This window comes from Crossiella sp. SN42 (genome assembly GCF_023897065.1).
GTDB lineage: Bacteria > Actinomycetota > Actinomycetes > Mycobacteriales > Pseudonocardiaceae > Crossiella.
In genome coordinates, this window is the sequence record NZ_JAMHIV010000015.1 from 53,314 (window position 1) to 74,389 (window position 21,076).

13 protein-coding genes are annotated in these 21,076 nt (G+C 67.5%); 4 read left to right on the forward strand and 9 right to left on the reverse strand.

Translation table 11 applies throughout. The features are described from left to right. Window positions 1-308: 308 nt before the first annotated feature. Window positions 309-1,442: an erythromycin esterase family protein gene (locus M8C13_RS19195; RefSeq protein ID WP_252481999.1), complete on the reverse strand. Its 1,134-nt coding sequence runs from the start codon at window positions 1,440-1,442 to the stop codon at window positions 309-311. 55 nt (window positions 1,443-1,497) lie between these two features. Next, a complete protein-coding gene (locus M8C13_RS19200) occupies window positions 1,498-2,877 on the reverse strand; it encodes a hypothetical protein (RefSeq protein WP_252482000.1) in 1,380 nt (459 codons plus the stop codon). 556 nt (window positions 2,878-3,433) lie between these two features. On the opposite strand from M8C13_RS19200, the gene M8C13_RS19205 reads away from it, so the two are divergent. After that, window positions 3,434-4,561: a class I SAM-dependent methyltransferase gene (locus M8C13_RS19205; protein ID WP_252482001.1), complete on the forward strand. Its 1,128-nt coding sequence runs from the start codon at window positions 3,434-3,436 to the stop codon at window positions 4,559-4,561. A gap of 9 nt (window positions 4,562-4,570) precedes the next feature. On the opposite strand, the gene M8C13_RS19210 is transcribed toward M8C13_RS19205, so the two are convergent. Further along, window positions 4,571-8,230, reverse strand: coding sequence for a hypothetical protein (locus M8C13_RS19210; RefSeq protein WP_252482002.1), 3,660 nt, complete (start codon window positions 8,228-8,230; stop codon window positions 4,571-4,573). A 1,404-nt stretch (window positions 8,231-9,634) separates the two neighbouring features. On the opposite strand from M8C13_RS19210, the gene M8C13_RS19215 reads away from it, so the two are divergent. Further along, on the forward strand, window positions 9,635-9,934 hold the full coding sequence (locus M8C13_RS19215; protein ID WP_252482003.1) for a hypothetical protein: 300 nt from the start codon (window positions 9,635-9,637) through the stop codon (window positions 9,932-9,934). 201 nt (window positions 9,935-10,135) lie between these two features. Here the strand turns inward: M8C13_RS19215 and M8C13_RS19220 are convergent, their stop codons facing one another. Then, the gene (locus M8C13_RS19220; RefSeq protein ID WP_252482004.1) at window positions 10,136-10,600 is read right to left on the reverse strand and encodes a hypothetical protein; all 465 of its coding nucleotides are present in this window, start codon (window positions 10,598-10,600) and stop codon (window positions 10,136-10,138) included. Between the two features lie 337 nt (window positions 10,601-10,937). Between M8C13_RS19220 and M8C13_RS19225 the strand changes: the two genes are divergently transcribed. Next, complete coding sequence (locus tag M8C13_RS19225; RefSeq protein ID WP_252482005.1) at window positions 10,938-12,599, forward strand: AbfB domain-containing protein; 1,662 nt, start codon at window positions 10,938-10,940, stop codon at window positions 12,597-12,599. A gap of 14 nt (window positions 12,600-12,613) precedes the next feature. On the opposite strand, the gene M8C13_RS19230 is transcribed toward M8C13_RS19225, so the two are convergent. The 4 genes from M8C13_RS19230 to M8C13_RS19245 all read right to left on the reverse strand — a co-directional run bounded on the left by M8C13_RS19230 (window position 12,614) and on the right by M8C13_RS19245 (window position 17,721). Next, entirely contained in the window at window positions 12,614-12,847 is a 234-nt protein-coding gene (locus M8C13_RS19230) for a hypothetical protein (protein ID WP_252482006.1), read from the reverse strand. Window positions 12,848-13,079: 232 nt separating this feature from the next. Further along, the gene (locus M8C13_RS19235) at window positions 13,080-13,559 is read right to left on the reverse strand and encodes a barstar family protein (RefSeq protein ID WP_252482007.1); all 480 of its coding nucleotides are present in this window, start codon (window positions 13,557-13,559) and stop codon (window positions 13,080-13,082) included. Between the two features lie 177 nt (window positions 13,560-13,736). Continuing rightward, window positions 13,737-14,060 carry a hypothetical protein gene (locus M8C13_RS19240; RefSeq protein ID WP_252482008.1) on the reverse strand — a complete coding sequence of 108 codons (324 nt, stop codon included), beginning with the start codon at window positions 14,058-14,060 and terminating at the stop codon, window positions 13,737-13,739. A 1-nt stretch (window position 14,061) separates the two neighbouring features. After that, window positions 14,062-17,721: a chemotaxis protein gene (locus M8C13_RS19245; protein ID WP_252482009.1), complete on the reverse strand. Its 3,660-nt coding sequence runs from the start codon at window positions 17,719-17,721 to the stop codon at window positions 14,062-14,064. A 557-nt stretch (window positions 17,722-18,278) separates the two neighbouring features. Between M8C13_RS19245 and M8C13_RS19250 the strand changes: the two genes are divergently transcribed. Further along, complete coding sequence (locus tag M8C13_RS19250) at window positions 18,279-18,752, forward strand: hypothetical protein (protein ID WP_252482010.1); 474 nt, start codon at window positions 18,279-18,281, stop codon at window positions 18,750-18,752. Window positions 18,753-19,102: 350 nt separating this feature from the next. Here the strand turns inward: M8C13_RS19250 and M8C13_RS19255 are convergent, their stop codons facing one another. After that, window positions 19,103-20,524: an IS1634 family transposase gene (locus M8C13_RS19255; protein ID WP_252482011.1), complete on the reverse strand. Its 1,422-nt coding sequence runs from the start codon at window positions 20,522-20,524 to the stop codon at window positions 19,103-19,105. Window positions 20,525-21,076 lie beyond the last annotated feature (552 nt).

The following is a 21,076-nucleotide window of genomic DNA, read 5'->3' on the forward strand; positions in this document are numbered from 1 at the left end:
CCAACCCTCCGAAGTCCCACCGCCCCGCGAAGCCCCACTGCCCCCCCGAAGCCCCGCCAACCGCCTGAACCTCGGCCAACCGCCCGCAGTCCCCGCCAACCGTCCGAAGTTCCCACCGACTGCCCGCAGTCCCCGCCAACCGTCCGAAGTTCCCACCGACTGCCCGCAGTCCCCGCCAACCGTCCGAAGCTCCACCGACCGCCCGACGCCCCGCCCACCGCCCGACGCCCGACGCCCAGGTGCTGGCCACCGCACTGGCCCGGCTGGTCGCTGGCACCTTGGACGAGCCGAGCCACGAGCGCGCCAAGCTAATCCGGTCGCTGACCGCCCTGCAGCGGTGCGTGCCCACTGACTTCCCGCGTCCGGGTCCGGGTGGTCCTGGCGATGTAGGCGATGCCGTCGAAGTCAGTGTCAAGACAGACCACGGCGCTCTCCTTCTTCAGCAGCGGCCAGAATCCGATGATGGACCCATAGGCGCGCATGCGGTTCTTTCCGGCCAGCCACTGCCGCATCCCGGGATCCGCCAGCGCAGTGCGCAGGTCGAGCACGCAGTCGCCGCCAGCCTGGGCCAGATGCCACTCCACCGTGCCTGGTTCGGCAGGGTCGAGCACGAACTCGGCCAGCTTGCTCGTTTTCAGTTCCACCGCCTGGAAGCTGCCCTCATTGGTGAGCAGGCACAGCGCGTAGTACGCATCCCCCAGCGCGACGCGCAGCTCAGCGCCCAGCGAGACTTCCTTGCGAGTGCGGGTGGCGGCAGCCAGGTGGCCGTTGTGTGCCCACAGCATCACTCGGGCATCTGGTTGTTCGGCCAGGATCCGCTGCACCGCCTCGCCCATGAAGCGGTCGCGCAGGTGACCGCCCTTCTGGCCCAGCAACGGAAGGGTGCGCACCTCCGCTGCGCGTTCCACGGCCCACATGTGCCACAGCGCGTCGCGCCACTGGTCGCTGTCAACCGGGTTGTCGGCCAGCCAACCGGCGATCTCCCGAACCGTGTTCCAGGCGGCGCGCGCCCGGACGCGGTCCGGGTCCTCGGGCACCCAGGGCATTCGGCGCCACACGGGCCGGAGCAACTCCACGATCACGCGGCGGGAGTCGACGGTGCGGAACTCCGGGCGCAGGTCCTTCGCTGCCGCGAGGAAGGCTTGGGCGCGTTCGCCGTCGACCATGGCCAGGAAGTCCGCCACGGCTTCCCTTCCCACCCGTTCCAGCAGCGGGTCGACGCCGCGAAAGCGCACCCGTTTTTCCAACGGCTGGGCCGCGTTGTGCTCCCGCAGCCACTCGACGAGGGCAAGTACCTCCTCGGTGTCCCAGGTCCAGAACCCGAGTCTGTTCAACGCCTGCGACGCCGAGCCGATGCCGTGCACCACGTAGTCGTCCACGGCGCGGCAGTTCGACCAGCCAGCCTCGATGGCGAACACCGTGAACCCCAACTTGGTCACCATGAACTCGACCAGCCGGTGTTTGAGGGTGAAGAACTCCCTGGTGCCGTGTGTCGCCTCACCGAGCCCGACCACCCGGATCCCCTCCAGCGCGGTGGCGAGTGGAGCCAGGTCCTCGACCCCGTTCCCAGGCTCGACCGAGCCCAGCGGAATCGTGTGCTCGGCCAACCAAGAGATGACCTCGGCGTTTTTCGATGTTTGTGACATTCAGTGACCTCCCCAGGGCAGAGAGTACCGAATCCTCGGCAGTTGATCGTCGACTGGGCGGAGAGGAGGTACCGGGGCTGTTGTCAGTGGTGCCTGGCTGCCACTGGACCGTGCTGGGGCGGCGACCGGTTCGGGTGTACTCGGCCGCTACCGCGGCACCCGCCTGGGCCAGGAACTGGCCTGGGCGGAGGCTGCGGGAACGCGGCATCGACCTGTCTGCCTCCCAGGTCCACCAACTGGTCGATACGTTGTTCAGCACTGATGAGGTTTGTGGCGTGGCCGTTCTGCGTGAGCTCCAGGTGCTCGTGCTGGTGTTGTCGTCTTCGATCCCCGCCTTGGTCTCGCCGCTGCTGGCCTGCTTCATCTCCTGGTCGCATGCGCGGAGCTCGGTGTCGCGGGTCGTCAGGTAGCGGGCGCGCATGTCGAGGTCTCCGACATGCTCGACGGCGGCGATCGCGGCGTCCAGCACACCGTCCATCCACAACCGGGTGACGTGCCGACACCCGCGGCTTCCGGCCAAGCTCACCGCCCCGGGTTTGGCCCGGTTGACTTCCCGGCTACAGGCTTTGACTGCGGCAGTGTGCACCAGCGTCCCCTCACCTGCGGGCAGGGTCAGCCTCTTCGCATCGCGCAGATGCAGTTCGTGGTCAAAGGAAGGGGTCGTTTGGCGGCGAAGCCACTCTCGCAGGGCGGAAACCAGCACATCGTGACGCAGACCCCGTCCCTGTCGCCACCAGTGCCTCGGTATGTGCAGGGCCAACCGATAGTGGTCCGTGGCCCAGCGAACCCACCGGTGGGCATCCGGAGGAAGTCCGGTGAGGCCGCAGTAGATCAGGACGGACGCAACGATCAGTGTGGCCACCACGATGGCCCACGTTGGCACTAGCGAACCGAAGACCATCACCAGCACGATCCAGGCAGGCGGCACGAGGGCCAGCGCCCTTACCTTGTACCGCTCGGACCGGGTCGGGCTCCATTCCTGGGGAAACGGCTCTGGCTGTAACCCACGGTGGAGTCGCACGGCATGGTGCCGCTCGGCCACCGGCTCGTAGGCATGCTCAAGAGCAGCTGCGGTCAGGGGATCGGCCAGCAGCTTCTGCAGGACATGTGCCGGTCGCAGCGACAGGTGCCTGATCTCGGCGGCGAACTCCGAGTCACGCACCAGGCGCCAGAGGAGTCCTGTCACCAGCAGGGTCCACCATCGCGGAGCGGTCTCGTCGTCGACCCGCATCGCTTCTGGTCCTCCCCCACGATTGTTCACCGCGGGCCATCCTTGTCTACGGTGAGTGACCTTTCGAGGCTGGTGGTGATGGTCCACCCGACTGGAGCACTAAGCGGTGATGGTTCGGCGGCTCATCGCGGCTGGGAAGCGGCACAGCCGTCACCGCCCGCTTGCCGCCCTCGATCCGACGCCGCACCGCAGGAGACGCCAGCTCGGGCGATACACCCGCCTCGGTCGAGCCGAGCTGATGACGCGGACGGTGACGTCACCGCAGATACGGGTCTGTGTAGGGAGAACTGGCGAGCGCCGCGTCGCGGCTGTGAAGCAATCCAGTCGATCGGGTGCCTCGACAGCGGCGACGGTGTCGCGGGCACCAACTACGCTGGGTCGTGTGGGCCTGCCTCTCCCCCCTTGGCGGGTCCACCCGAAGGGCGCTGGTGTGTCCACCCCCCTGGCCACCAGCGCCCCCCTCGAGGCCAACCAGCCCGCAGCCCGCCGATCAGGCGGTCTCCTCGTGGGCAGTATCGTGGCTGTGAAGCCGATCAAGGCCAGGGGGATACACACGATGCAGACTGACATTTCCCGGCTCATCGCAGCCGCGGGAGGCTACTCCGACGATCTCGCCGCTGTGATCGCTGAGCTGGGCGTGGCCCGCTGTGCCGAGATCGTGGTCGACGAGATCGCCTACCGCCTGGACCCGCCGCGTCTGGATGCCGACGCGAAGATCGAAATCCAGCTGGTCCTCACTCACAGCGGTGCAGCGGCCGAGCATGTGGTGACCGTGGCCGGCTCCGGCGCGACCCACACCGCCGGCCGGTCGGGGAACCCGCATGCCACCGTCGGCCAGGACCTGGGCGAGGTCATCCGTCAGCTGCTCGGCCCCCGCGGCGCCGCCACTGCCTCGACCCGGCGGGTGGAGCTGCGCGAGGTCGGTGACATCGCTTCCTTCCGGCGCCCGCCGGTCTGGTTCGCCGCCACGCAACGTGTGCTGGCCGCGCTGGATCACCGCGACGAGGTCACGCTGACCGAGCTGGCCAGCCGGTACGAGTCGGACAAGTGGGGCATCCACCACTACACCCCGCACTACCCGCGCTACTTCGAACCGCTGCGCGACCGGCCGCTGACCATCCTGGAGATCGGGATCGGCGGCTTCGACAACCCGGCCGCGGGCGGGGCCTCGCTGCGCATGTGGAAGCACTACTTCCCGCGCGCCACCGTCTACGGCGTGGACCTGCACGACAAGACTCCGCACGACCAGCAACGCATCCACACCCTGCGCGCCGATCAGGCCGATCCGCGGGCGCTGCTGGAGGTAGTGGCCGCAACCGGTCCGTTGGACATCATCATCGATGACGGCAGCCACCAGAACGCCCACGTGCTGACCACCTTCGCCACCTTGTTCCCGCATCTGCGGGAGGGCGGCTACTACGCCGTGGAGGACCTGCAGACCTCCTACTGGCCGCGGTTCGGCGGCACCAGCGAGGAACTCGACTCACCGCGCACCAGCGTCGGGTTCCTGAAGTCGCTGGTCGATGGGCTCAATTACGAGGAGATCCTGCCCGGCACGCGGGAGTCCGCGCCGACCGACGGGCTGATCAGGAGCGTGCACTTCCACCACAACCTCGCGGTGATCGAGAAGGGTGTGAACCTGGAGGGCGGCGGTCCGGAGTGGGTGCGCTTCGGCCCGAAGTGACCCTGCTTGTCAGGGGCGGCAGGGGTCCTGGAACGGTAGTTCCGGGGCGTGCAGGCGCCATTGGGGCTCGCTCAGGGTTCCTTGGGTGTTGGCGCAGATCCGCCGGATGACCTGGGCCTCGTCGAGGTTCCACAGCCGGGTGGTCTTGTCGTTGCCGCCGCTGGCCACGTAGCGGCCGTCGGTGGCAAAAGCCACCGACCAGACCGTGTCGTGGTGCCCGGCCAACTCCTGTCCGATCGCGCTGGGGTGGGCTGGATCTCGCACATCCCACAGGCGGATCATGCGGTCGTAGCCGCCGGAGACCAGACGCTGGCCGACGCTGTCAAAGGCCACCGACCACACGGTGTCGCTGTGACCGGTCAACGGTGGCCCGAGCCGGCTGGGACGGCTCGGGTCGCTGATGTCCCACAGGCGGATGGTGCGGTCGCTGCTGGCCGAGGCCAGAATCCGACCACCGGGGTGCAGGGCCAGTGACCACACCGCGCCGGTGTGCTCGGCCAGCGGTGTCCCGATTGGTGCGGGTTTTTGCCGGTCGGTGACTGTCCACAGGCGCACCGTTTTGTCCCCGGCCGAGGCCAGGGTCGTCCCGTCGGCGGTGAAGGCCAGCGACCAGACGATGTCGGTGTGTCCGGTCAAGGGTTCGCCGAGTGGCCGGGGCCGGGTTGGGTCGCTGATGTCCCACAGGCGGATGGTCTTGTCGGTGCTGCCGGTGGCCAGCATGGTGCCGTCGGGGCTGAAGGCCACCGAGCGCACCGCGCCGGTGTGCCCGAGGATCGGTGGTCCCAGCGGCACGGGGCGGGCGGGGTCGCGCACATCCCAGAGGCGGGCGCTGCGGTCATCGCTGCCGGTGGCCATGACGTGACCGTTGGGGCTGAAGCGGACCATCCACACGGTTTCGGTGTGTGCGGTCAACGGTGGCCCGAGGGGTTGTGCGGCCTCGGGATCCTGAAGGTCCCAGAGCCGGACGGTTTTGTCCTCGCTGGAGGTGGCCAGGACACCGCCGTGGGGGCGAAAAGAGGTGGAGAGCACGCTGGCGGTGTGGCCGGGGAGCAGTCCCGGGGATTTTCGCCAGAGGCGCCCGAGGCCGTCTTCGCTGCCGGCGGCGATGGTGTAGCCGGTGGTGCTGAAGGCCACGGAGTAGATCACGCTGGTGTGCCCGGTCAGCGGTGGTCCCATGGAGAAGGCTCGAGCCGGGTCGCGGACGTCCCAGAGCTGGATGGTCTTGTCGTAGCCGCCGGTGGCCAGCACTCGTCCGTCGAAGCTGAAGGCCAGGGTGCCGACGGCGCCGGTGTGCCCGGTCAACGGTGCTCCCACCGGCGCGGGGTTGCCGGGGTCGGTGACCCGCCACAGCCGGATGGTCTTGTCGTAGCTTCCGGTAGCCAGGGTCGCGCCGTCGGGGCTGAAGCGGACCGACCACACCGCGCCGGTGTGGCCGGCCAGTGCCGCTCCACTCCGTGTCGGGCGGGCGGGTTCGGTGAGGTCGTGGAGATGCACGGTCTTGTCATCGCTCGCGGTGGCCAGCAGCTTTCCGTTGGGACTGAAGGCGATCGAGCGCACGATGCCGGTGTGGGTGACCAGTGGCGGGCCGAGTGGTCTGGGGTGGTCGGGGTTGGTGATGTCCCATAGCCGGGTCGTCTTGTCATCCCCCGCGGTGGCCACCAGAGCTGTGTGGGGGCTGAAGGCGAGGGAGCGGATGATGCCGGTGTGCGCGGCGGGCACCTGGCCCCGTGGCTGTGGCCGCGTGGGGTCGGTGACGTCGTGGAGGTGCAGGGCGAGGTCGTCGCCGGCGGTGGCCAGCAGAGTGCCGTCGGCGCTGAAGGCGAGCGAGCGCACGGCAGCAGTGTGGGTGAGCAGCGGTGGGCCCAGCGGTGCCGGGTGGGCCCGGTCCCTGATGTCCCACAGGCGTACCGAGCGGTCGTATCCGGCGGTGGCCAGGGCGTGCCCCTGGGGGTGCAGTGCCACGGCGTAGACCGCGCCAGTGTGCCCGGTCAGCGCGGTGGCCAGTGGGGAGTGCTGGGTGGAGAGCAGTCGGGTGTAGACGGTGGCGTCGTCGGGACGCAGGTGCCGGGAGCGCACGGTGAGCAACGCCGACAGCGACGGGTCGGTCTGTTGAAGCCGGTCGGCTTCGGCGAGGAGTTGCCGGGAGCGGGCGTCGTCGCGCTGGTCGATGACGACCGCGGCGATGGTCGAGGCGATGAAGGCGCACACGACCGCGACGGCCACCGTGGCGCGCCGGGTGACGGTGCTGCGGCGGTGGTGTCGCTGTGAGGCGGCCAGGAACTGCCGTGCCGGTTCGCTCAGGGTGCCGGGACCGCTCTGGGTTGCCCACTGCTGTGCGCCCTCCAGCCGGGCGCCGCGGTAGAGAGCCGAGGTGTCGCGCCCGTCGTCGCGCCACAGCCGTGCGTCTTCTTCTAGCCGTTGACGGATGAGGTTGTCCGCGCGATCCTCCTCGATCCAGGATCGCAACCGTGGCCAGGCGTGCAAGAGCGCTTCGTGGGTGATCTCCACGGTCTGGGCGTGGGTGGTCACCAGCCGGGCGTGGACCAGGGTTTCCAGCACCGCGGCGGTGACGGCCGGGTCGCCGGTCTGGTCGAGGAGTTCCTCGCGGGTGACCCGGCGCCGGGTGTCCTGGCTGTCCTCGCCCAAGCGCACCAGCCGCAGCAGCAGCACCCGTGTCGCCGCGCGGCCGGCGGCGTCCAGGTCAGCCCAGACACGTTCGGCGGAGGCCGCTACGGAGCCGTGGATGCCGCCGGCGGCGTGGTAGCCGGTGAGCGTGAGCCGTCCGTTCTGGCGCCGCTGCCAGCTGGCGCGCAGGGCGTGGGAGAGCAAGGGCAGTGCCCCGGCGTCGTAGGGGCCTTGCTCGGGGGTGCGTGCTCGCCGCGGCCGCACGCCCAGATCGAGCAGGAGCCGGTCGATGAGCCCCGGTTCCAGCTGTAGTCCCACGGCTTTGGCCGGTGCGGTGATCGCGGAGTCCAGCTCTTTGACGTTCATGGGCCCGAGCACCATCTGCTGATGCTGCAGCCCCTCGAGGAGTTCGGGGTAGTCCAGGCAGGCGCTGTAGAAGTCCGCGCGCAGCCCGCACACCACCACCGCCGGCGCCACTTCTCCGTCGGCGGCGGTGCAGGCGCTGGCCAGTGCCCGGATGAACTGATGGCGTTGCCGCGGCTGAGTGCAGAGGGTGAAGGTCTCCTCGAACTGATCGATCACGATCACGGCTCTGGCACCGAGTCCCCCGGCGCGGTGGGCTTGCGCGGTCACCGCGCGGCGGACCTGGTCTGCGATCTCCCGGTCGTCTCCGGTGTCGGCATCGGCAGGGCAATCGGCGTCCCCGGTGGTGTCGGGGAGGACGGTCAGGCCGGGGATCAGGCGGCGAAGTTCCGCCATCGGATCCGGCCCTGGGGCCATGACCCAGATCGGTGGCCGGGCTGACAGTTCGGTGGCGAGTGCGCCGCGGCGGATCGCGGGAATGAGCCCGGCCTTGAGCATCGAGGACTTCCCGGCGCCGGAGGCACCGACCAGCATGACCATTCCGCCGGAGCACGCGGCGGCGGCGACCTGGTTGAGCAGTGCGGCGGTGCTACGTTCCCGCCCGAAAAACCAGGCGGCGGTCTGCTCGTCGAATTCCGCCAATCCCGGATAGGGACAGATGTTCGCCTCGGTGGATGCCACGCTCGGAGCGGATTCCGGGGCGGCAGCGGAAGCCGGTGCCGCGATGGCATCTTGCCACCATTTCAGCCACTGAGTTCGATCGTAGAGACCGGTGATCTGGGGTGTGGGGCGGCGTTTGCGTGCTTCTCCGATCAGCACATCCAGTACTGCGGATAGGGCTGTCCAGGATGCGGGCACATTGCGTCCGCGGCGCCAGTCGCTGATGCGCTGGCCGCTGACTCGCACCGGCCGGGCTCGATCGTCGCTGAGCTGCGCCCGCGTGATGGAGTCGGTGACGCGTTTGAGTGGTGGATCACCCGCTTCGGCGTAGAGCAGCGTGAAGCGCTCAGCGAATTCCGTACGCGGCCCCCCGGTCTCTCCCCTGTCCACTCAGCGACCCTACCGCCGGTGGCCTGGCGGGGCCGGACTCCCGGACCGGGAACCGTACTTTGGGGTCTGAGCAGGCGTGATCTCGTTCCGTTCCGGCTGGAGGTAGCCAGGGGTGAGGGTGGCGGCAATGCTGATGTTGAGCGGGGTGCTCGCCGGGGAGGGAGAGCGCCCGTTCAGTCAGGCCGTCATGGCCGGTGCCGGGATGAGCGGCGTCTGGGGCCCGGTAGGGGGGAACCCGTAGTCGCCGCGCGGGGTGCGAACGTCGATTCGATTGTCGACGTGTTCGTTCCACCCCCAGGGGACGAACATCCTCCTCCGTCATCGGTTGTGACGGCCCACCACAGGAAGAGATGAGGGACCTCGGGTGCAGGGTCGGCAGAAAGTTTGGAACAGCGCGCTGACTCCCCTGTTCTGGACAGCACGGCGATCCCCGGTCTGCGCCGACTGCACTGCTGGCCCGCACCCGCGGTTCTGTTCACAGTGGGACCGAGCGGCTTTTCTGGCCGACTCGTCATTTTGAGTTCGCTGGCGGCTTCTGAGTAGCGGCCGTATTCTGGCCATCCGATGCAGGTTGTTGCGACCATAAGTAGACCGTACGCGGGTCTTCTTGCTGCCGGTGCCGGTGTTGTTCTCCTCCGACCTCACGTTCTCGCCTCTGCTGGCGGCGCAGTGTGACGCGGGTGGACGAAACACGGATCAGCTGACTGTCTGTTGTCGCTCTGGCCCCTTGCGCGTGTCCGCTCGCATGGCGGTCATCACCGTCCTCTGCTGCGGGTCCCACCACAGTGGCCCCAGGGTGGGCGGTGCCGCGAGTACGCTTGCTCGAACGCCTCGATGATGGCGCCACGAATCCGCTCTCCGGCCGGCTAACCGGTGGCCCTGTCGTGCGCACCAGCGGTGCTTACCCATCTACTGCCAGAATGGTCAGAAGGTTGGCAGCGGAGCATCCGGTGAGCAGAGAGACGAGCCGCGTGGCATGGACGACCTGATGGTGTGCTCAGCAAGCCTTCCCCCGCTGCCGAGGGCCGAGTGGTGATGACGATCTCCGACGGGCGCTCGGTGTTGATTGACCCCGGCCTGCCCCACGATGTGATCGCCCTCCTGCACGGCGTGGCCCGAGTGGTCGTCATGCCCAAGATCGACGTCTGCTCAGCGGTGTACTTGGACGGTCCGCTCGCTGGACAGTCGTCTACATATGCGGTCAACGAACTGGGACACCGCATCACCGTCGCGTTGCAGCCGCGTCCCTGCCAGCCGACCGGTGTCTACAAGTTGACCAGGCTGGCCGGTAACGACCACCCAGCAGAGCTCCGCTTCATCGGCTGCACCACCTGACACCGAGCAATCCCGAGAGCCGTCGCCCCAACTAAGCAACCCGCGAGGACAGCCTTGAGGGGTGGGATCACCGATCCACCCACTCTCCGATGGCCTGGATGTAGTTCGACGTCAACGGGCATCTGTGCCTGAGTGCGGCTTGCCCGGCTGTAAGTGCCCGAGCCGCGCTGGACCGGTCGGGATGGCGGTGCATGTCCGCTGTCAGACCAGCAGCAGGTTGTGCGAAAGTGGACGACCACTGTGGCCTCCAGTGAGCAGTCGGCGCTGGTGCCTGGCCAGGTGTACTGCTGGGTCGCCGAGGCTACCTGCAGCGGTTGCCCGAGATGGTCGTACCCCGGTCTTGATGACGTCGCGCACGGGTGGGACCTGAGCCAGGGCGGAGGGCAGATGGTTGGCGTCCTGTCCAGAGATTGACCGCTCTCGGGCGAGCCGTTCCAGCCCTTCACCTTGGTCACGGCGGCTGAGCAGCTGTTCCAGGCGCGCAGACATTGCCTCGCCAGTCCCCGTGGCCTCCGGTGCTGGTGCAACGAGGTCAATGAAGTCCACGAGGTCAATGCCCTCAGCAGCGTCGGTGAGGCTGTCGCCCTCGTCCTCGTCGATCTGGGCTGCAGAAGACCAGGGGAACTCGCCGAGATAGGGCGAGTACGGCTCTCGCGGGTTGGGCATCCATCACGGAATCAGACTGCAAGTACTCAAGAAATCTAGTGTCGCCGCTGTGTGATCACCGCGCACGAGCCAGCTCTACACCAAGTGTCGGTCCCGTCGGTGCTCGAGCGCCAACACGCTCGGGTGTCCGATTCGTCATCACAGTACGGGTGAAGTCGAACACAAGGTGTTCACGAAAACAGCCTGGTGCCGATGTACTGCCGTAGGCCGGACACGTGATAGTGCCGTCAGGGTGGGATCAAGTGCGGCACGGTCTCCGGGTTCCGGCCCTGTGCAAGCAGTGTTGTCTTTCCGCATCAAAGGGGGAATCGTGCGACAAGCACGAGTTTTCGCGCGTGTGTCGGCTGGTCTGGCCGCCACGGCGCTCACCGTCGGGCTGGCCGCGCCCGCGCACGCCATCGCCAACGGCACCGGTGTGCCCAACGGGGCCTACACCTTTACCGCCCAGGTCGACAGTGACTTCGGTCGCTGCACCGGCGCGCTCGTCGATCCACAGTGGATTGTCACCGCGGCAAGCTGTTTCGCTGAGCCTGGCAGCAAACCCGCTGCCGGGAAGCCGGCCAAACCGGCCAAGGCGACCATTGGCCGGACGTTGCTGTCGCAGAGCAACGGCCATGTCATCGAGATCGCCGAGCTGGCTCCGCGCGCTGATCGGGATGTGGTGCTGGCCAAGCTGGCCGATCCGGTCACCGACATCGCCCCGATCCGCATCAGCACCACCGCGCCGAACAAGGGCGAGGTGGTGCGGGCCAACGGGTTCGGCCGCACCGCCACCGTCTGGGCGCCCGACCAGTTGCAGAGCGCCGACTTCACCGTCGAGACGATCACCTCACAGACCGTCGACATCCTAGGCAGCAACCCCAAGGAGGCCAGCCTCTGCCAAGGAGACGCGGGCGGTCCGGTCTTCCGCGACCGCACCGGTGTTCCCGAGCTGATCGCGATCAACAGCACCTCCTGGCAGCGCGGTTGCCTGGAGGAGAGCGAGACCCGCAACGGCGCCACCAACGTGCGGTTGGACGGCCTCAGCGACTGGATCAACACCCAGATCGTCAACGGCCGACGGGTGCCTGGCGTGGCCGTGGACAACATCGTCGAGTTGCGTGGCGTGCAGGCCGGTCGGTGTCTGGAGATCGGTGGCAGGGAGAAGGGCAATGACGCCCAGGCGATCCAGTGGGAGTGCAACGCCGGGGCGACCCAGCGCTGGGAGCTGATCGACCAGGGCATTAACACCTACCTGCTGAGGAACAACAACTCCAAGAAGTGCCTGGAGCCCCTCGGCGGCAACACCGCCAACGGGACCACCCTGGTGCAGCATGACTGCATGGGCAACCGGCTGCAGCAGCGTTGGCAGGTGGTTCCTTCCCGTGGCGGAGCGGTGGTGTTGCGCAACGAGGCCAGCGGGCGGGCCGCGGCGGTGGAGAACTCCGCCACCCACGACGGTGCCCGGCTGGTGCAGTACACCGTCGAGCACGCCCCGGGGCAGCAGTGGAAGGTCCAGGTCGTCACCGCGGCCAAGCATGACCTGGTGACCCCGCAGACTCAGATCCGTTCGCTGCGCACGGCCACACCGGGCTTGTTCGCCTCCGCCCGGCACGCCAACGGCCTTGGCCGCATCGAACGCATCGACGCCAACAGCCCGGAGCTGGACAAGCGGGATGCCACCTGGAAGATCGTGCCCGGCCTGGCCGATCCCTCTTGCTACTCCTTCGAGTCCTTCAACATCCCTGGCGCGTTCCTGCGCCATGCCAACTACCAGGTCCGGCTGGACGACAACACCAACACCGACGCCTTCAAGGGTGATGCGACCTGGTGTGCCCGCAGCGGGCTGGCCGGTGACGGGGTGAGCTTCGAGTCCTTCAACTTCCCGGAACGGCGGCTGCGCCACTACATGGGCGAGTTGTGGCTGGCCGATGCCTCCGGATCCCGGCCGTCGGATGCCGCGCACTCCTACAACGAGGACGCCACCTGGCTCATCGGCGAACCGTGGGTTGCCCGCTGAGCAACGCCGGACAGTCATGACACCAGGCGATGGCCGGGAATCATCGATTCCCGGCCATCGCTTCTGTGGTCTGCGGGTTCAATCCCGATGAGGATATCCAGCGCACTGTCCTCATCAAAGGCCAGGAAGTCACCGAACGGCCGGGAGCTGGCCTGGGACAGGTACAGCTCTGGATGATGCTCGGCCACGTCCGAGCGAAGCACCATCAGCTCGGGCAGTATCGTGACCAGCGTCGAACCGCCGGTCACAAGATCGTCCCTGTTTATCTCCAGAGATTCACCGCGGCGGTCAGCGACCAGATCGGCTACAGACTTGCCGATCCGGCCCGAAATTCCGCCACAGCACACTGATCACGTGATGCCGCCCGACTGGACACCAACGTCGTCCGGGCGCCGCACGAGGGGCGTCGTGGTCTGTCGTAGTGATCAGACCTGCGACATCCGCACCGGGCGTTCATCGCTTCAGAAGTGCTTGCTGCGGCTAGCGCAGAGCTTCCTCGACAGCGCTGCTCAGCTTCGCCTGCTGATCCTCGGGGCACACGAGAACGAAGTTAAAGGGAACCTCGCCGCCTCCCCGCTCCTCTCCGAGTGCGAACGAGTTCGCCCACCGTTTTCCTGTGTCGTGAGCGTTTCTGATGAAGGCGGGCCGATCGAGGGGAGCATCCAGGAGAAGGCGGTCCGCATTGTCGATGATCACCAGGTACGCGTGGGCCGGAAGCCACTCAAGATCGTTGATGCACTCCGCGAAGGCAGACCAGTTTCGTCCAAAATAGGTGGGGAAGCGGAAGCCGTCAGCGAACTGATCGAACAGTTCATCGACATCGGTCATCTTCTTCGCATCGAGTTGGACCACCAGGCCTGAATCAGGCAGGTGGACTGTACGCGGGCCGCCCGCTTCCGACCTGGTCAGCACATGCACCCAAGGGCGGCCCGGGCTCAGGACGGCCTCGCACCGGTTCACCGCAGCTCCTTGACGCAGTACTCACACTGGGTCGGCGCATGCCGATGGGCTGTGTTGATCCCTGTCTCGATCTGCGGAACAGGGCATTGGCGCCGCACGGCCTGGAAGCCGTGCGGCGCCGACTGCATCCGCGATGTCACCGGTCGGCCCCGACCATGGATGCGACCGGAGATCTCACTATTCGACGCTCAGCAGGGTCCTGAGGTATGGCGGCAGTTCGGCCAGTGCCTCGGCGCGGCTGCGGTCACTGTCGCTGAGCGCCGGCTGTCGGAGCAGTTCGTCGCGGTAGTTCACCGCTGAGTCGATGACGGCCTGAGCCAGGCGACCGCGACGCTCCAGCGCCACCAACTCGAAGTCAAGGCAGTTCATCGCCGCGGCCTGCTCGAGCAGGAAGCGGTCCTCAGGATCGGCGAGTTGCTTACCGGCTCGTTCACTCAGCTGACGGAGCGTTTCGTTGCGAACGCTGCGCGACTCGTGGCCGGGGATAACAATGATTGCCATATCAAAACCCGATTCGGATGATCTTTTTGATTTCTTCCGGATTGAGGCCACGCAGGTAGCGGTCAACCGCAGATCGCTGAGGCCCCGTGAAGTCGGTCAGGTCAATGATGGTGTAGTCGATTGACTTGTTGAGGTGGTGCCTGATCGAATTCAAGAAGCTTCCTTCGTTCCAATACTGGGAGGCCCGGGGGTCTCCCATCTGATCATAGGTACGTCCTGCCTTGTCGATGTACTCGCCATCCTGCTCTCTCGCAGCCGGCCGCAGCTCCCGATCAGCAAGCCGGGGATCGCTTCTCGCCCGATCCAGGGTGGTCTGTTCCGACGGTCGGAGCGATCGTGCGGGCCCCTTGTTCTCAGCGATTCGTTTGATGTCCTCAGCAGCGTTGCTGAAGCCCTCGATGGCCATGTAGAGGCCGCCGAGGGCCGCTCCGGCACCAACGACGATCTGCGGGCCACCGGTGAGCACGCAGGCGATGATGCCCACCACCGCACCTACCGCGGCACCAGTAGCCGTGCCACCTCCCGGTAGGACAACGGTGCCTCCTGCAGCACCTGTAGCGGTGGAAGCACTGATTTCGGCCCAACACGTGGCGGCACCGGTGCCCATCATGGACAGTCCGCCGAGCATGCTGCCAATGCCCGCGCCGGCCTGGATGAGGTGGCCGAACAAGGCCAGGAGCTCCCCGGCATGCTCCTGCACGAACTGCAGGGTGGCCCCGCCCATCTGGTCGATCATCGTCAGCAGTCGATCGACCACCTGCAGGTAGTCCTGCATCTTCTGCCGGAGTTCCTCTGGCAGACCGCTCTGTTGCAGAGCTTTGGCAAGCTCGTCGCGGAGCTTACTGATCGAACCCCGCGTGGCGGTGACGCCTTGGCGAGCCTCATCCAGCGCCACCTTGGACTGGGCCGCATTGCGTGCCTCCAACCCGATCTGGAGGGCTTCCGCGGCGGACTTGTTGGCAGCGGCGGCCTCGGCGCGGGCCCGCGCAGCAGCGGCGCGGGCATCGGCGGCGGCTGCTGCGGCTCGCGAGGCGGAGTAGCTGGCCTGGGCTGCAGATCGTTGCGCGGCCTGAGCGCTGGCCCAGGCGGTGGCTGCCGCCTTGCGTCCCTCCTCTGCGGACCTGGCTGCCGCACTCGCTGACAGGCCGGCCCGGTCGGCATGTTCCTGGGCTTGCTTGGCGTACTCCTGGGCGCGGTTGGCGGAGTCTCGGGCCTGTTCGGCCCACTGCCTGCCTTCCTCAGCCGCGCCGCGCGCTGTGGCGGCCACTTCGGCGGCCAACGCGGCGTTTTCCCGGGCCTTGGCGGCGGCGTGTGCGGTGTTGGACAGGTAGCCGTTGATTGTTGTCTCGTGCAGTGCGGTTTCGGCATCCCGGTGCTCGGCCTTGTAGCGACCGATCAGGAGGAACTGCTTCACCAGCGACCGGGGACCTGACAGCGCGGCATTGCCCGCGGCCTTGACCTCCGGGCCGCCGTCGGTGACAGCGCGCTGGACGGCGACCCGGTCATCGGTCTCTGCGGCCTGGTATTGGCCCGCGGCCAAGAACGTCCGGACGTCGTCGATGGTGCCCGAGAGTGCCTTGTCCGCAGCCTGCTTCGTGGCCGGTCCGCCGTTGTTGCGGATGCGCTGGACTTCGATCCGGTCGTCGTCGTCCTTGCCCGGGTAGGCACGAGTGCGTAGGAACTCCTTGACCTGGTCCTGGCTGCCAGCCATCGCGGTCTGAGCCGCTTGGCGCTGAGCCGGGACCATGGCCCCGCCGCCGATGATGCGGACCCCGTCACGCTCGTCCTTGGCTGCGGCGTGGTCGAGGTCCTGACGAACGAATGCCTGTGCCGCCGTGTCGTCGCCGGAGAGAGCAGCGGCGGCGGCGGTGATCACATGGGGACCACCGGTGCGCCAGAGCCTGGCTGCGACTTTGCGGCTGTTGGACACGACAGTCGCGGTCGGCGTTCTGGGATCACGGGCCTCGGCCAGCAGCCGTTGAGCCGAGGCGTCGAGCACGGCGGCCCGGCCAGCTTCCCAGCGCTGTTCGGCCTTGCGCTCGTTCTCCGCTGCGGTGGCTTCCTCGGCCTCGCGCATGCCCTCGCTCTGCCGCAGCTTCAACCGCTCGGCATCGGTCTTGCGCGCGATGTCGGCGATGCGCTGGGCTCGCTCATACGCGCCATCAGCAGCGTCAGCGGCGATCTTGGCCTCGTTGGCAGCCTCCTGAGATCGTTGCGCGGCATGCTCGGCTTCCCCGGCGTGCTCGGCAGCCTGTTCTGCCGCCACCGCGGCATTGTTGGCGTGGGTAGCCGCCGCGGCGGCGGCACGTCGGGCCTCCTCCGCCTGGCCGGCGGCCTCGGTGGCCAGCACTTGGGCGGCACCGGCGGCACGGGACGCCTCCGCGGCGTTGCGGCGTGCCCTGGCCGCGGCGTTGTTCGCCCGTGCCGCACTGGCACCGGCCTTTCCTGCCCAGTAGCCAGCCTGATCAGCAGAGGCACCGGCCGCCTGGGCATCCTTCGACGCAGCGACAGCGGCCTGCGCGGCGTTGACAACCTGCTGCACTGCTTCCATGGCCTTGGCGACCGCGGTCGCGGCATCCTGCGCGCCCACCGCCGCATCCTTGGCGACGCGGGCGGCATCCCGTGCCGCGTCTGCTTTGCCTCTGTCCCTGGCCGCGGCGGCGGCGGCATTGCGGGCCTGGGCCGCGGCCGCGCTGGCCTTGGATGCCGCCCACGCGGCGTGGTTGGCCGCGCTGGCCGCCTGCCTGGCGGCCGCGATGGCAGCCGCCGCGGCGTTGATCGCCGTCTGTGCAGCGGCAGCGGCCCGATTGGCCGCATCCGCTGATCGGTTTGCCGCGGCTGCGGCACGGGCGGTGGAGTCCTGCGCCAACTGCGTCTCGGCGGCAGCACGCTGCGCTGCCTCCTTGGCCGCAGCCGCTGCGGCCACAGCTTGTGCGGAGGCTTCCTTGGCCGCCTCGGTCCGCTCGGCCGAGCGTGCTTGCGCCTCCTGGGCCAACTGGGCCAGCTGGGAGACCGCGCTGGTTTCCTGATCGCGCTGCATGGCCACGGCGTAGCCGGTGCGCAGGAACTCGCGGACGTCCTCGATCGAACCGGACAGTGCCCAGTTCGCCGCTCGTTTCACCGCCGGTCCACCGGAGTTGAGCAGCCTTTGGACGGTGATCCGGTCGTCATTGTCCTGTGCCCGCTGCCACCCGGTACCCAGGAAGGTGAGCTGGTCCTCGGTGCTGCCGTTGAGTGCGGTGTTGGCTTCGGTGCGCACCACCGGCCCTGTGGCACTGGACAACAGCCGGGTCACGCGGATGCGCGCATCGTCCTGCCAGGGCTTTCTCCATCCTGTGGCCAGGAATGTCCGCACGTCCTCAACGGATCCGCTCACCGCGCGTTGAGCTGCCTCCCGCGTTGCCGGGCCGCCGCTACCGAGCATCTCGTGCACGGTGGCGCGGTCGTCGGTCTCCTCGGCCGCGGCTAGCCCAGTGGCGAGGAAGGCCCGGATGTCCTCTTCGGACCCCAGCAGCGCGGCCTCGGCGCTGCCGGAGACGGCGGCGCCACCGACACGCATCAGTCCGAAAATTTTCGCCCGGTCCGAGGGTGGTGGCCCCCCAGGTGCTGGATCGGCTGCCGCCTGTCCACCGGTGGTGGCGATCAACGCCACTACCGTCATCACGGTCACGGTGGCACGCCTGCCGGCCGCCCCCCGTCTCAGCATTGTCACAACGAACTCCATCGGTTCCGCGAGACCCGCGCGACGCGTCGGCGAGGTAGCGGACAGGCGCGAACCGGCCTGCGCAACGGCATCATCGTCCACTCTGGACACCGGCGATCACGGACTCGGTGACGCCAGCAGTTAACTGTGCGTTCGCAGGCCAGCCTTCAGCGCCGTTCGATTCCCCCTGTCAACGCGTCGCCCCCCGGTCTCGACGCACGGTTTCCAGCAGAGAACTATCAGCAAATCCGCAGTGGCACAACATTTTGCACGATCGGCCTAGCCTGTATGCGGCGTACGTCGCTTTCGGGGGACGAGGTCTAGCGAGGTGGGTCACAGATGTTTGGTGGGCGGCCGCATTGCTCTTAGGATCGCTGCGCCGGTGGCTTCGTGTGTGGTCCTTGGGGAAGGGCTTGGCTCCGGAACACGTTGGGGGGAAGTCTCCTTGGCGTGGGTGTTTTCACTCATCCGAACAGGAGTTGCGACACGTCATGCGTGTGACTGCCAGGACAATCATGATCACCGCTGGTGTCGCGGTGCTGGCCTCGGGCGTCGGCTTGGTTGCCGCGTCCGCTCAACAGGGTGATCAGCCGGACAAGCAGCCGTCGTCGGTGGAGTCTTTCGGTTACCCCGGGGCGGCCAAGGTGCTGGCCCAGCGCGGGATCAAGCTACTCAAGGGCGATGGGCACATCATGCTGGCCGCATGTGGCGCGCCTGGCTTGATCGAGGTGCGCAGCACCAGCGTTCCCGGGGACAAGGACCCCGATCCGGGGCACTTCTGTTTCACGGTCACCGGTGCCACGGGCTGGCTCACCCTGAACATTCCCAATGCCTATCAAATCAAGGGCAATGATCACTCGGTGACCGCGACTGTGACGGTCAAGGACAAGACCAGCACCGTGCCGGTGGAACGCAATGGGTGGACTGGGATCGGCCTGGGATCGGGCCCGGATCCGGCGACGCTGCTGGAGCTGCGCGCCGCCAGCTGAACTGACCGTATCGGCGCTTCCTGCAAGGCTGGACGACACTGCGGGTCGGCATGCCACCATCGCTGTTGCGTGGCACCGGGGAGGGTTCGCAGCTGCACGCTCCAGGCGGGTCCAGCAGGCTGCGCACGACGCCGCAGCACCAGCGGCGAAGACCGACGTGAGATCGGGCCATGAGGTCGCCTGCTAGCCGGGTATTCCGCACATAGGGGTTGATCAACTCTGGGTGATCGTCGGATGGGTGCTATTTGATCATCTCGGTCTGGTTGGGTCGACATCGAGCAGGGCCAGCAGCGTGGCTTGTAGTGGTGGCGGTTGAGGTATGCCGGGTGGCTGGCCGTTGATCGCGGGGATCAGGCGGAGTCGAGCCAGGCTTCGAAGATGAGCCGTCCGGTGGGTTTGGCGGGTCGTCCTACGTAGAGCCCATCAAGAGTGGTTTGTGGGGCGATCGCCAGCCGAACTTGGCGTTCGATCAGGCAGAAGATCAGTAGTGCCAGGCAGATCACGGTGATGAGGGCGGCGATGCGCCGGTTGCTCTTCAGAAACATCGGCGCCACCGCCAAGGGGCCTTTGACGGTGCCGTAGCGGCGTTCCACGACTTCCTGGCCCTTGTAGCGGATCAGCACCTCGGCCGGGTCGAGGTCGGCGGGCAGGTTGGTCAGCAGCGCGTACCAGCCGTCGGTGGCCGTCTCGGCATCCAGCGCGGCTTGGTCGAACCACCAGTGCAGGGTGGGTTTGCCGGTGGCGGGATCGGTACCGGTCTCGGTGCGGAGGTAGGCGGTGACCCGGCGGGCGGAGGCGATCGCGGTGATCCGGGCGGTCACCGCTTGGCGGTCGGGGTAGTGCCGGGATCCCAGACCGCGTTGCAGGCGTTGAAGGTCGTCGGTGGCGCGGTCGAGTTTCTTGGCCCGCGCGGTGGCTGCGGCGTGTGCCCGGGCGGTGGAGTGCACGAACACCCGCCGCAGCGTGCGCACCGGGTCCTGCTTGCGTTTGCCCGCCAGGGTCATCGTGTCCTGGCTGACACGCCACCGGCCGCGTTCGGCGGCCGATTTGGCCGCGTCGCGTTGCGCGGCGTAGTTGACCTCGGTGGCGGAGTCGAGGTCCAGCGCGGCCAGTGTCACGGCCGGCGCGTAGGCCTTCGCGGCAGGGGCGATGAAGGTGACACCGGCATCGGTCATGGCCGAGACGTTGTTGTAGGACACCAGTTTGGAGTCCCCGATCAGCAGGAACTCCCGTGGCCTGGCCATCTTCTGCAGTTCGGTCATGGCACCCACCACCTGGGCCACTTCCCCGGCGCCACCGTCGTAGGCGCGGTGGAAGACCGGTACACCGCCATCGCCGGTGACCGCCAGCCCGGCCTGGATCTGTTTCAGGTCCAGGCGGCGGTCCTTGGGATGCCCGAACATCGAGATCGCTTGTGCACCAACGGATCCGACGATGTGATCGAGTTCGGGGGCGATCGCGTCCAGTGCCCGCCCAATCCGGTCATCGTTGAGCAGAGCCGGGTTGATGCCGAAGACTTCCTCGACCGCAAGTTCGCGTGCCCAGTCGGTCATCCGGACCAGCGGCGCTGGTGAGGTCAACCGGTTCGCGACCAATGTTTCGATCACTTGTCCGTGGCTGAGATCGGCGAGATCGCGTATTGGGCAGGCCCGGTCGATGATCCCGGCGAGGTCCAGACGGCGAGCGTAGTCGGCTATCACAGGCAACGCACCCAGCTGTTTCTCGATGCTCGCTGCGACATACCGGGCCTGCCGCCGTCCACGTTTCTCCACGACTGAACACCCTGGCAGAGCCCTTGATCGGGCAGGTCGAGGGCCTGCCCGATCAATTCAACCGCCCTCATGTGCGGAAGACGGGGCTAGCGGACGTCATCTCCCGCGATTGCCTTTGCCGTGGTGAAGGCCTCATCAGCGATCGGTTCCATATAGCCGCACCAAAGGCATGACCACTGGGCTGTCCGGGCGTTGACATCCAATCACCGGGGCATGGCGGAACTGGTCCCGCGCCATCCACACCTTTCCAGGCCCTGCTAGGTGCAAGGCCGCGGCGGCTGCTCTGCTACCCAGGCACGAAGGAGTGCTGTCATCGGGCACTGAGGTCAGGTTCTGGGTGTTTCCGCCAGACGAGAACACGATTGTCACTGTTGGGAGCCGGACACTTCGTGGCTCCTACTCCGCCACCTGCGTGACGCCCTCCGTGCGCCTGGACCGTGCGAATCGGTCATCGACTACCAGTTGCAAGCTCGGGGATGCGTACGTTGGCTGCGTCGGCGGCGACACTGCGTAGCCACAATGTTTCCGTCGTGCAGCTCACGGAGATATTCG